Origin of the sequence: Ferrovibrio sp. MS7 (assembly GCF_038404985.1) — a bacterium.
Classification (GTDB): Bacteria; Pseudomonadota; Alphaproteobacteria; order Ferrovibrionales; family Ferrovibrionaceae; genus Ferrovibrio; species Ferrovibrio plantarum.
The window spans coordinates 621,365-634,164 of sequence record NZ_JBBKBA010000001.1; the positions used below are offsets into that span (position 1 = coordinate 621,365).

Consider the following 12,800-nt stretch of genomic DNA (forward strand, 5'->3'; position numbering starts at 1 on the left):
ATTTCACTCCCCCTGCAACGTCCCGGCTTGCAACATTGGGCTTTCCACCCTGTTCAATGCTGCCGACTCATCGGCGAGATCGCGGTTCCAGTCGCCTTCACCGGCGATAAGTTCCACCGGACCGCTCTCGCGCAAGGCATGGCAGGCCAGCGCCACGCCGCCGGCCAGCGGAATCGGCACAATGCCGCGCTGGCGGAATTGCTCATTCACTGCCGCCGAGGCCATGCCGGCGCCGGCCCAGGGTCCCCAGTTATAGGACACCACCTTCACCGCCGGGTGACGGGCGGCGAACCACAGGGCGGCGCGGTTCAGCAGTTCGTTGGCAGCGGCGTAATCGCCCTGGCCGCGATTGCCGAAACGGCCGGCAATCGAGCTGAACAGCACCAGCCGCTCCAGCTTGGCCAAGGCCGGATGCCCGAGCAGTATGGGCAAAGGCGCCACCTTGGTCTCGAACACGCGGTCGAAGGAGTCGGGCTGCTTGTCCTGGATCAGCTTGTCCTCGATCACCCCGGCGCCATGCACCAGGGTGCCGATGGCACCGAAACGCGTCTGCACGTCATCCAGCAATGCCGACAATGCTGCCGCATCGCGGGTATCGACACCGCGCACTTCCACGCGCAGGCCGGCCTGCTGCAAGGCAGCCAGCGCCTGCGCCGCCTCGCGGTCGCGCAGGATCGCTTCCGCCCGCGCAGCGATTTCAGCCGGCTTAACCGCCTGGCCTGACGCCAGGGCCTGTTCCGCCAGGCGCTTGCGCAGGGCATTGGCCTCGCGGCAATCGGGATGCGGATCGGCTTCCGGCAAGCCACGACGGCCCAAAGCGATCAGCGTGGTGCCGGGCGCAGCGCTTGCGGCCAGCATCGCGGCGGTAATCCCGCGCACGCCGCCGGTGGCAAGGATCACGCCACCCGGAATGGCCGCTGCGGTGGATGTGCCGGCATAGGCAAAGGGCTGCGCCTCGAATACGGTGCGGCCAAGCGGGGCATAGCCGACCTCGACGCGGCCCGGCTCGAAGGCGAGTTCGGCAAGCAGGATGTCCGCAAGCCGCGCCGCCGCCATGTCTGGCGCGAAATCCAGCGCGCGGGCAGCGATGGCGGGATGTTCGATGGCCAGCGTATTGAGGAAGCCGAGCGCGGCGCCGGCGCTGCAGGCCGCCAGGCTTGCCGGCGCGGCGGCGCCGAAATCATTGCGGCCGAAACAGCCGCCCAGGCTGGAACAGGCGAAGACACGGCTTTTCACCGGATGCGGCGCGGCGAGGTCTTCCAGCACAAGCTGCACCGCGCGGTAGAGTGCCTTCACGCCGCGCGCATTGGCCTCGCTCCATGCCATATCTTCGGGGATGCTGAAGCCGGAAAGCTGCACCAGGCCGCGCACCGGGCCATGTTCGGCGCGGGCGGCGCGGATCGCTTCCGCCTGCGCCGCCGGCTCCTCGGGCAGCACCGCCACCACCAGGCCACGCGAAGCCAGAGCGCGGGCGATTTCATGGGTAATCGCTTCTGGTCCCGGCAGCAGCAGGAACAGGCCCTTCAGCCGCCAGGGCATGTTTGCCGGTAGGGGCGCCAGGCGCGGTGCCATGGCGAAGGCCGGGCAGCTATCAATAGCGGGTGCCGTGGAGGAAGATTGAGCCGCGTCCGCCGGCACCGGCACGGACGCGGCAACATCGGCGGCGACATCCTTGGCGCCGCCAGATTCATCCTCAAGCGCGGCCAGGATCGCCTCCACCCATTGCCGCAGCACCTTGACCCGCGCGGTGCGTTCGGCCCCGGCGCGGAAACGCTGCGAAGCCGCCGGCGGCAGGGCCGCCAGCACGCGCTCGATCATCTCCAGCCGCTTGATCGAGTCGACGCCCAGTTCGGCCTCGATATCCTGCTCCAGGTCGATCATCGCCAGCGGATAGCCGGTACGCTCGCTGACGATGTCGCGCAGCAAGGCCTCGGCGCCACTCTTATCCAGGCGCGGCGCGGCGGCAGCAACTGGGGCAGCAGCAACGGGAGCAGCGGCAACAGGCGCGGGCGCAGCCATCGCCACAGGGGCCGGCACAGGAGCAGGCATCGCTGCCGGCAATACCGGCATCGGCGCAGGCGCAGCGTAAGGTATCGGTGCTGCCGGCTGGCCGCCGAGCATCAGGTTCATCACCTGCTCCTGGGTCTGCAGGAACTGGCGCATCGTCGCCTGGTATTCGGCATAGGCGGCAAGCAGCTCGCTGCCGCCCCCCATGCTGCCAGCGCCAATGCTGGGCGGTCTTTCTGCTGCCATGTTGTCACCATGGTTGGTCTGGGAGGGATTATTCTGGGAGGCAGGCGCGGCGGCCGGCGAATTGATATCGCGCAAAGCCGGGCGGTGCGACTTGAACGGCGAGTCACTGCGCGCCGGGCGCACCTGCATGGCATCAATGATCCAGGTAGTGATCGCCGCTTCGCGTGTCGCCAGTTCAGCCAGGGTTTCAAGCGGGCGTGATGCCGCCTGCGGCAGCAGCCGGGCCAGGTCGAGCGGCTGGCCCTCGGCCCACAGTACCGCCAGCACGCGCAGCAAACCGCGCAGGCCGCCGCCGTCATCGACATGCAGCACGCGGACGTCGCCGTCTTTCAAAATCTGCTTGGTCAGATGCGCCAGCACGCCGCCCGGGCCGAGTTCGACGAACAGCCGCGCGCCGGCAGCAGCAAGGCCGCGCACCTGGGCCACAAAATCCACCGCATCGGTCATCTGCGCTGCCAACTGCGCTTTCAGCGCCGGCACGTCATCGGGAAAGGGCCGGCCATCGCGGGTGGCATGCACCGCGAGGCGGGATGGCGGCTTGACCGTTGCCGCCGCGATGGCCGCGCCGAGCGGCGCCTGGGCGTCGCGCATCAGCGGCGAATGGAAGGCACCGCCAACATTGAGCAGGCGGCAGGGAATGCCCTCGCCTTCCAGCAGCGCCACCAGGCTTTCGATCTCGGTGCTGGCGCCCGACAGCACGATCTGCTTATCGGAATTGATATTGGCGATCACCACATTGGGGAAAGCGGCAAGACGCGGCTGCAATGCCTCGCGGCTGGCGGAAACGGCACACATGCGGCCGGCGGGTGCCGCCGCCATGGCACGGCCGCGCGCCAGCGACAGCTTGAACAAAGTGGCCCGGTCCATGGCGCCGCCGGCATAGAGCGCGGCATATTCGCCATAGGAATGGCCGGCGGCGAAAGCCGGGCGGGCGCCAAGCCGGTGCAACAGGTCGATAAGCCCGGCCTCCACCGCGCCGAGCGCGATCTGCGCCACCGCCGTGTTGGTGAGTTTCGCCGCCTGCGCCTCGCGCGCCGCACCATCGAACACCGCTGGCGGATAGATCAGGCGGCTCAGGCGGTCTGGCAGCATGTTGGCGGCCTGGGCCTCGGCGGCTTCGATGCTGGCGCGCAGTTCCGGCATGTAGACAGCGATATCGCGGCACATCTGCAGCCGCTGGCTGCCCTGGCCGGGGAACAGCAGGGCCAGCGGCATCGCGCCGGCCGCCTTGCGCGCGCCGGCCCAGGCATCCTGCGGCAGCGGCTGCGCGGCATCCTCGAGATGACGCCGGATCGCGGCAAGGCCTTCAAGCAAGTGCTCCTTGCCGGTGGCAACCAAGGTGAAGCCCCAGGCTGCGGCAGGATCCATCCGCTCGGCCAAAGCGGCGGCGATCTCGAACAATTCGATGCTGGCGCCATCGGGCGTGTCATGCCGTGCGGCGCGTTCCAGCAAGGCGATCTCGCGCAGCAGGCCAGCTTTGTCAGCGGCAGAACCGGCAAACAGATAGGCCGGCCAGGCAGCGGCACCGGCAGTGGCTGTTCGACCGGGATCGTATTCCTCCAGCACCGCATGGGCATTGGTGCCGCCGAAGCCGAAAGCCGAGAGGCCGGCGCGGCGCGGCCGGTCGCCGCCAAACCAGGGCTGCGGGCCATCGCTGACATAGAGCGGTGAATCCGCTTGGCCGATCGGCTGCAACGGCCGCTCGATGCCGGGCTGCGGCGGAATGGTGCGGTGATGCAGCGCCAGCGCCACCTTGGCCAGGCCGACGGCGCCGGCTGCCGTCTTGGCATGGCCGATCAGCGCCTTCACCGAACCAAGCGCACAGCTCTGCGCCGCCGCGCCAGCATCTTTCAGCAGGCCGCCGACGGTTTCGAGTTCGGCGCGGTCGCCCACCGCCGTACCGGTGCCATGCGCTTCGTAGAAACCGAGGCCGGCAATCGAATGCCCGGCGGCTTCATAGGCACGGCGCAACGCGCGCTTCTGCCCGATCGGGCGCGGCGCGGTCATGCCCAGCCCCTTGCCGTCGCTGGAACTCGCCACCGCCTTGATCACGGCATAGATGCGGTCGCCATCGCGCTCGGCATCAACGCGGCGCTTGAGGATGAAGGCGGCGACGCCCTCGCCCAGCACCGTGCCATCGGCGGCCTGATCGAAGGCGCGCAGCTTGCCGCTCGGCGACAGGGCCGAGACGGCGGAGAAGGCAATGTAGTGATACGGCGTCTGGGTGGTGTCGGTGCCGGCCAGCACCGCCACATTGGCACGGCCTGAGCTGAGTTCGCTCACCGCCAGTGATAGCGCCGTGATGCTCGACGCGCAGGCGGAGTCGATGGTGAAATTGGCGCCGCCGAAATCGAAGCGGTTGGCGATACGCCCGGCAACCACGCTGGTGAGGATGCCGGGGAAGACTTCCTCGCTCCAGCCCTGCGTATGGGCGCGCACCTGCGCCACCGCAGCCGCGTCGCTGACCAATGGGGCGAGCGCGCGGGCGATCAGTTCATTGCCGAGATAGCCACCGGCATCCTCACCGGCCACGATCACGGCGGTATGCTCGCGGTCGAAGCTGCGCGTCTCATAGCCGGCATCGATCAGCGCGCGGCGCACCATTTCGAGCGTGAGCAACTGCCCCGGCGCGATATCGGGCACCGCCTTGGGCGGAATGCCATAGCGCAGCGGATCGAAGGCCAAGCCATCAATGAAGCCGCCCCAGCGGCTGGAGATATGGTCCGGCTTGTTGCGCTCCGCCGAGTAGTAGAGGCGCCAATCCCATCTGTCGGCGGGGATCTCGCGGATCGCCGCACTCTTATCCAGTACATTGCGCCAGAAGCCATGATGGCTTGTAGCGCCCGGCACATGCATCGCCATGCCGATGATGGCGATGTCGCAGGCGGCGCCGCTCGATGCCGGCGCCGCGTCCTGCCCGGCCAGCGCGCCAAGCCTTGCCGCCGCGCCATCGCAGACCTCCGCATGCAGCGCCGCGATGCTGCTGACCTGGCCGATCTGTGCCGCCGCCTCGCCGGCCATGAACATGCCTTCCGCCTGCTGGCGCATGGCATCCACCGCCACCAGATCCGCGCCCTGGCGCTCGACCCCCTTGGCGGCAACGCGCAGGCGGCCGAGCAGCAGATCGTCCAGCGCTTCGCGCAAGGCATCGCCGCTCAGGCCTTGGCGCAGCAGGCGGCGGCGTTCGGCCTGGAAGAAATCGGCGAACGGCGTGGCCAAGCAGCGATTGGCGTGGCCGCGCCCGCTTTCCAGATTGCTGGTGCCTTTGGCCGCCACCACGGCCTGCTGGAAGGCCGGCGTTATGGCGCCAGTGGCGGTGATTTCCTCGGTCGCCAGATAGGCGGTGCCCATCAGGCAACCGATTTTGGCGCCGGCGGCAACCAGCGGCGCCAGCGCGGCCGCGGCCATGGCGGCGGTGAGGCCATCATGCACGCCGCCAGCCAACAGCAGCGAGAGGTCGCCGGGCTGTTTGGTTTTGAGCAATTCAGCGCCGATGCTTTCCCACAGCAGCAGCGAATGCAGCGGACCGACATGGCCGCCGCATTCGCGGCCTTCCAGCACCAGCCGCTTGACGCCGCGCTCCACCAGCATGCGCGCCAGCGCCGGGGTCGGCGCATGCACATAGGTGACAATGCCCTCGGCTTCGAGATGCAGCGCCTGTTCGGCGCGGCCGCCGGCGATCAGCGCGAAAGGTGGCTTGGCCTTAAGCACTTCCGCCAGCTGGGCATCGAGCTGGTCCGGCGGCAGGAAGCCGAGCAGGCCGACGCCCCAGGATTGCTCGCCCAGCGCCGCCTTGGTTTCCTGCAGCACGCGGCGAACTTCGTCGGGCTTCAGCACCGCCAGCGCGATCATCGGCAAGCCGCCGCCCGCCGCCACGGCATGCGCGAAGCCCGGCACATCGCTCACCCGCGTCATCGGGCCTTGTACGAGCGGATAGCGGCTGCGATGCGCTTGTGCCAACGGCACCTGTTCGGCCGCGAATTGCGTTGCCAATATTGGGGCCTGCTGCGCCAGCGCGCCCGGCACGGCGCGCACGGCGGCGACCAGCCGGCCAAGCGAGCCATGGCTGTCGCGCATGATTTTCGCCAGACCGATGCCCTGGCCGAGCGGCCAGACCGCATCGGGCGTGGCAAGCGCAGTCTGCGCCGCCTCGATCCAGGCCCGGCGTGCCGCGTCCGGTTCGAGGCCGGCAGCCTCGATTTCCAGCGCGCGGGCTTCCAGCGCCCGCGACGCCGGGAAATGCGGATGCAGCAGGATGCGCAGCGGTGCGCCGAAGGCCTCGCCAAGCACGGCGGCTTCCTTGCCATCCAGGCTTTCCAGCAGGCGGCGGCGCTGGGCGCCAAGGCCGAATTCCGGCAGGGCGATTTCCGGCAGCAGCCAGAGGATATCGTCCAGCACCACCCCAGCAGCGCCAGCAACATGGGCTGCAGCGGCACCCTGCACACCGAGGCCGCCGCGCAGCAGCCAGGGCGGCATCGCTTCCAATTCATCGCCGAGCCGGGCCATGGCGCGGCCAAGCAGCAGGCTCGACATCTCGCCGCACCAGCCGCCGGCTTCCTCGCCCACCGCTACCAGGCCGGAGACCCGGCTATCGGCGGCGGCCTGGCGCAGCACCGCCATATTGCCGCTTTCGATCCACAAATCCTGCGCCGCCGGCAGCGCGCAGGCAGCTTGCAGCGCCGCCGTATCGGCACAGGTGATCAACAGCAGGGCGCCGGGCCAATGGCGCGCCTGGGCTTCGGCAAGAGTGGCGAGGCCGGGCATCCCGGCCTCGACGCGAAAGGCCAACAAAGGCAACGGCGCGCCGACAGATCCCAGATTGGCGGGAGAGAGACTTGGCAGCAGCCGGTCGGTGAGCTTGGCGGCCCATTCGGCGAGATCGGCGGCGGTGAAACCGGCCGGCAGATCGAGCAGCGGCAGGCCACCAGCGCGCAGCACCGCGACAACAGCTTCAAGACAAGGGGCGGCGGAGAGAACAGATGGAACCGGCAGGCGGATAGCGCAGGTGAAGTCGAGCGCGGGAATAGCGGCTTCAGCCGAGGCCATAGCCTGGCCAGCCATGTTCATGCCAGCCTGGCGGCGCTGCCGGAACTCAGTATCCCCCGCGTGATTCATGCCGCTCACCACCTCCGATGTCCGTTAGTGAAACCGGAGGCGAAATAGTTCCCCGGCCCGGGCGGAAATCGATACTGCCCTGCAAAAAGTGACACAACATGACGAGGGGGAGAAAGATACTACCGGCGTTTCGCGCTAGACACTGCACCGCTTTGCGCCGGTGCGCCCCCTCATTCTTACAAACCCAACATATTCCATCGTTTAGGATTAGCTGGAATGAGTCAAACTGAAAATCGCTATGGTTGCACTTTAAACCTATAAGGGAATTAGGCACAGCGAAAAATTTGCTCGCATATGCAAAATGCAACTTATGATTTTTCCGAGGCGGAGGACACTTCCATGGAAACCAGCCGCGCCAGCAACACGGCCGGGAATAGCTGCCCCACCAGGGCCTCCGCCGTGGCCAGGGAACGGGCCACCGGATGCAATGGCAGGAAGTCGCCATAGCCCACCGTGGTGAGGGTGACGAAGGAGAAATAGAGCAGATTGGAGAAGGTGCGGTGGCCGCGCTCCGCCTCGCTGGGATAGACGAAGGCGCCGGGCGAAAGCAGTTCCAGGGTGACATAGAGCAGGCCCCAGATCAGCCCGAGCAGCAGGTAGACAGCCACGGCGCCCATTATGCAATGCAGGTTGACCCGGCGGCGGCTGAACACATCCATCAGGATGGCGGCCGAGATCAGCAGCAGGAAGCCGGCGCCAGACAGCAGCAGGGCTGTCGTGGTGACGGGTTCCGGGTGCAGCAGATGCAGCAATTGCAGGGCGCAGACCAGGCCGCCGCCGGCCAGCGTGGCATAGCCGATGGCGGTGCCGCTATAGGTGGCGATGAGGCCGGTAAGCACCAGCAGGGTGGCCAGCGTGCCGATCACCGGGCGGTTGAGCAGACCGAGATCGCTGATCGGCCCGAGCACGAAATGCACCACCAGCAGCGCCAGGACCATGCCGGACAAAGCCCAGTCGCGGGTTTCGGCACTGAAATGGAACGGCCGGCGCATCAGGCCCCTATCAAATCCTGGATCATCTCAGGCAGTGGACTTGGGCTTGCGCGGCGTCAGCGCGATCAACAGGAAGATCATCAGCAGCGGCGTCAGCAGCAGCGACAGCATGAAGGTGCCGAAAAAACCGATGCGCGAGCCAGTGCCGACGACACCGACCAGCAGGGCCAGCAGGAAATAGATGAACCCGACAATGTAGATCATGGCCCGATCAACTCTCCGCGTTGCAGGGGTTCCGCGCTGGCAGCAGTTTCAGGCGGCCCGGCCATAAAAGCAAGCCAGCATAAAAGCAAACGGCCCTGGAGGTCACTCCAGGGCCGCTGCAATTCGCGCCAGTATTACGCCGCCCGGATCAGGCAGCCCGGATTAGGCAGCTTGGGGCTGCGGCGCCGGGTCGGCGTCGATCACCACCTCGTCGGCGGATTTCGGCTTGCGCTTGAACAATTCGGTGGCGCAGGCCTTGCCGCGGGCATAGAGGTCACGGAAATAGGCGCCGTTGGATTTCGGGCTGAAATCCACCAGCGTGCCGCCCATTTCGAAATGGCCGATGAAGACCTTGCCGATGGCATAGGTCATCGCCGCATTGGCCACCGGCAGCGCGATCAGACCTGCCGCCGTGCCGGCGCCGGGAATGAACTTGGCCACGCTGAGGCCGGCAACGAGGGCGATGCCGGTGGAGCTGAGCGAACCGGCGAGGCTCATCACCACGGCGCGCGCGGTGCTCTCCTTGAACGGCACCTCATAGACACCACAGAGGCGCTTGACCAGCATCACCTGCGAGGCCAGGCCGGCGGCGATATCGAGCAGCGGGAAGGGCAGCACACCGACGCCGATGGAGACCAGCATGTGGTCCTTCACCATAGTCTCGGCGCGCTCCTGGCGGCTCTTCGGCGCATCGGCGGCAAAGCCGGGGGCGTCGGTGCTGGCGGCTTCGGCGGCTACGGCCTCGGCCTGGGTCTGCTCGTTTGCATTATCCATGATCTGGTCGTCTCCGCTGGAAAGGGATTTCTTGCGTGCCATGTCAGTTGCCTCGTCGGGGTTTCCGGAAAAACGCCGGCGAATGATCCGCTTCGCCACCATTCGGTACAGAAACAGCATCGTCGCTTCTCCTTCGGCGCTGCCATGCTGCCAGTATGTGCCTGTGACTGTGCCGTTACTATAACTGTGCCGTAACTATGATGGTGCGATGTCTATGATGACACCCCGGCACACAGACATACTGGGCATGTAATATGCGAATCGTCTTGCACAAGACCTGACTGCACAAGACCTGGAACTGCACGATCCGCCGCGATGCTTGTCGCGCGCAGTGTAGCCGATTCGCCGCGTGAATCCAGCGCAAAGCATCAGCGGCGCGGCGGCGGCTGTTGCGGCTGCAACGGCGCGATCGGCTGAATACCAGGCGGTGCAGGCGGCGGCGCCGAGGTGATCGGCGGCACATAATTCTGCGACGTCGGCACCTGCGGCAGATAGGCTTGCGGATTCTGCGGCATTGGCGCCGGCATGGTTGCCTGCGGCGTGGGTGCGCCGGGATTGTAGCTGTTGCCCGAGAGCAGCGACGTGGCACCGCTGTTGCTGCCCGGCGGCATGCCCTGTTGCGGCATCGCCTGGGTCGGATCGGTCTGCGGCGGGAACAGGCGCGGCAGACTCATCTGACGGTCAAGCTGGTTCTGGTTGCTGTCCGGACTCACCGGCGGCACCGGCGGCGGCGGCTGCTGCGGCAATTGCCCGATCTCGCCGCCGAGGATGATGGGGAGCTGGTCCTTGCCGCTGCCCACCACCACCACCTTGGAATTCGGCGCGCGCGCTATTTCCACCGTCGCCTCGATGCCGCGCCAGGTGAGCAGCGGCGGCGTCAATGCCGACGACACGATGGAATAGAAATTCTGAATGCCGATGGCCTCGATGCGCTTGCGCTCGGCCTCGGCGCGCTGGCTTTGCAGCACATATTCATAGGCCTTGGCGATCTGCTCTTGCTCCAGCTTGTACTCGATGGCGCGCAGCACCACTGGCGGCAAATCGAGGCGCGAGATCAGCACATCGGTGAATTCGATCATCTCCGAGATCGGATTGGCCTTCAGCTCCTTCTCGATTTCATTCTGCAGATAGTCGAAGCCGACGGTGTAGAGTTCGTGCGATCGGTGATGCGAGATCATTTCGCGCACGGTCGAGATCACCAGCGGCGAAATCACGCGATTGATATATTGCGGGCCCAATTCCTTGTGCAGGCGGCCGGCGAGCTTCGGGCTGGCGCGGAAGAACACCGACAACTCGACCTGTACCGACATGCCTTCCTGGCTTAGCGCATAGAGCGGCTGGCGCAACGCCTGCAGGCGCGTGTCATAGGTGAAGAAGCGGTTCCAGGGCAGCTTCACCACCAGGCCTTCGCCATAGACCTTGAGCGTCTGCGTACCGCCGAAGAACAGCGAATAGAGCACGCCGACTTCGCCGGGCAGCACCAGTACGAAAATCGAGCGCGCCAGCGCCATGACGATGAAGCCGAACACCACCAGAATGGCGACCGGATAGACGAAGACGCTGCGCCGCACGAACGGGATGTCCGGGTTGCGGCGCCCATCTTTGCGCCCGCCATTGCCGCTATCGCCGGCGGGCGGCGCCGGATTGGTGCCCTGGTCGCTCATGTGCTCCTCCGCGATAGCTGCCCTTCATCCATGAAATAGATCGCATCGGCAGTGCCGAAATAGCGTTCGTCATGGGTGATGGCGAGCACAGCCTTGCCGCGCGCCTTCAACTCGGGGATGAATTCCTCGTAGATGCGGCGGCGGAAATTCGGATCCTGGTCGGCGGCGATTTCGTCGAACAGGTAGATGTCGCGGTTCTCCAGCAGCGCCAGCGCCAATGCCAGGCGCTTGCGCTGGCCGGTGGAGAGATCCAGCGTGGTGAAGTGGCCATTGACGTAGCGCGTCTTGGCATTGAGCTGCACGCGCTCGAGCATCGCGGCGACGCGGGCGGGATCGATGTCGCGGTTGCCGTAGATGCGGTCGAACAGGTGGAAGTCGGCGAACACCGCCGAGATGCGGCGGCGGTAATCGGCCACCGTCTCATCCGTCACCGGCACGCCGTTCCACAGCACGGCACCGGCCTGCGGCCGGTAGAGCAGGCAGAGATTGCGCAGCAGCGTGGTCTTGCCCGAGCCATTGCCGCCGACCAGGAAGGTGGCTTCGCCCGGCTTCAGCAGCAGGTCGCAGGGGCCGATGGCGAAGGGCTGGCCGTCCTCTTCCTGCGGCGGATAGGTATAGGCGATGCCGCGCAGTTCCAGGCTGCGCAGTTTCGGCAGCGGCAACTGCGTCTGCGGATCCGGCCGCTGCACCGCGCGCAGCTTTACTTCCAGCTTGCGCAATTCCGTGAAGGCGGCATTGCCGCGCGCCACGGTGGGCATGATGCGCAGCAGGCTTTCGATCAGCAGCCACATCACCGACGAGGTGTAGACGATCTTCATCGCAATCGAGGCGGTCTCGACATATTGCGGCGTGATGAAGGTGACGGTGCCGAGCAGCAGGTAGAAGCTGCCGAACACCACGACGCCAAAGGCGATCATCGAGTCGAGTGCCTTGAGCCGCAATTCGCGGGCACGGTTGGCGCGCGCGGTGAGGAAATTCTCGAACAGGTCGTCGCCGCGGTCGGGATCCATGCGCGCTTCCTTCAGGCCATGCAGGTAATGGCTGAAGGTCTCGAAGAATTCCTGTTCCGCCTTCTGGCCGGCGGCGAGGTCGTCCTGGGTATGCTCCTTGCGGAACTGGCTGGCGAGGTAGACGACGAAGATCAGCACCGCGATGGCCGCCGCCGCCAGCAGCGAGAGATAGGCGATATAGAGCGTCGCCAGGATGAAGGCGCCGACCGAGGCGACGCCCTGGGCCAGCACGGCCGGGCTTTCCGCCAGCACCTGGGCGTTGCGCGCCAGCGTGGTGTAGATGGTGTCCTTGCCGATGCGCTCGACCTCGGCGAAATCCGCCCGCCGCAGCAGCCGGGCATATTGCTGGCGCATGTGATGCGCCAGACCCTCGCCCACCGCGTTCATGATCCGGGTGGTTTCGCCGCGCGATACCACAGTGACGGCGCAGACCAGGATGAAGGCCACCAGCAGCTCGTAATCCGGCCCATGGGCCGGATCGTAGTCGGTCACCGAGTTGACCAGGACGGAGATCGCGAACGTGCCAAGGCTCGCCAATGTCAGGTAGACATAGGCGCGGCGGCCACTCGACAGAATGGCATCATGCACAACCTTGACGAATTCCATTCATCCCCCTGGGCCCGCCATCCATTCAAACAGGACCCCACCGCCTCGAGTCAAGGCTTTATAATTGCTCTGAAATCAGCCCAATCACGGATTACGGACGTAGTCACCTGCTGGCAACGCCAATCGGCATGCAGCCGGCATCCTGTGAGTGCCGCGCGGGCGGTTCCGGTTCCCGTCTGGTA

At 66.3% G+C, this 12,800-nt stretch carries 6 protein-coding genes; all 6 read right to left on the bottom strand.

Going from position 1 to position 12,800, the window contains the following annotated elements; genetic code table 11:
• Positions 1 to 3: 3 nt before the first annotated feature.
• Positions 4 to 7,314 (bottom strand): SDR family NAD(P)-dependent oxidoreductase, encoded by a 7,311-nt coding sequence (locus V6B08_RS02880; RefSeq protein ID WP_341977923.1) that lies wholly within the window; start codon positions 7,312 to 7,314, stop codon positions 4 to 6.
• Positions 7,315 to 7,676: 362 nt separating this feature from the next.
• Entirely contained in the window at positions 7,677 to 8,360 is a 684-nt protein-coding gene (locus tag V6B08_RS02885) for a potassium channel family protein (RefSeq protein WP_341977925.1), read from the bottom strand.
• A gap of 27 nt (positions 8,361 to 8,387) precedes the next feature.
• Complete coding sequence (locus V6B08_RS02890; protein WP_341977927.1) at positions 8,388 to 8,564, bottom strand: hypothetical protein; 177 nt, start codon at positions 8,562 to 8,564, stop codon at positions 8,388 to 8,390.
• 162 nt (positions 8,565 to 8,726) lie between these two features.
• The gene (locus V6B08_RS02895) at positions 8,727 to 9,338 is read right to left on the bottom strand and encodes a YcjF family protein (protein WP_341977929.1); all 612 of its coding nucleotides are present in this window, start codon (positions 9,336 to 9,338) and stop codon (positions 8,727 to 8,729) included.
• A gap of 368 nt (positions 9,339 to 9,706) precedes the next feature.
• Positions 9,707 to 11,002 (bottom strand): prohibitin family protein, encoded by a 1,296-nt coding sequence (locus V6B08_RS02900; RefSeq protein ID WP_341977931.1) that lies wholly within the window; start codon positions 11,000 to 11,002, stop codon positions 9,707 to 9,709.
• Positions 10,999 to 12,618: a cyclic peptide export ABC transporter gene (locus tag V6B08_RS02905; protein ID WP_341977932.1), complete on the bottom strand. Its 1,620-nt coding sequence runs from the start codon at positions 12,616 to 12,618 to the stop codon at positions 10,999 to 11,001. The genes V6B08_RS02900 and V6B08_RS02905 overlap by 4 nt, the downstream gene beginning before the upstream one ends.
• Positions 12,619 to 12,800 lie beyond the last annotated feature (182 nt).

Coding starts and splice junctions, on each gene's coding strand:
- V6B08_RS02880 (WP_341977923.1), bottom strand. CDS start 7,314: ATGGCTGGCCAGGCTATGGCCTCGGCTGAAGCCGCTATTCCCGCGCTC.
- V6B08_RS02885 (WP_341977925.1), bottom strand. CDS start 8,360: ATGCGCCGGCCGTTCCATTTCAGTGCCGAAACCCGCGACTGGGCTTTG.
- V6B08_RS02890 (WP_341977927.1), bottom strand. CDS start 8,564: ATGATCTACATTGTCGGGTTCATCTATTTCCTGCTGGCCCTGCTGGTC.
- V6B08_RS02895 (WP_341977929.1), bottom strand. CDS start 9,338: ATGGATAATGCAAACGAGCAGACCCAGGCCGAGGCCGTAGCCGCCGAA.
- V6B08_RS02900 (WP_341977931.1), bottom strand. CDS start 11,002: ATGAGCGACCAGGGCACCAATCCGGCGCCGCCCGCCGGCGATAGCGGC.
- V6B08_RS02905 (WP_341977932.1), bottom strand. CDS start 12,618: ATGGAATTCGTCAAGGTTGTGCATGATGCCATTCTGTCGAGTGGCCGC.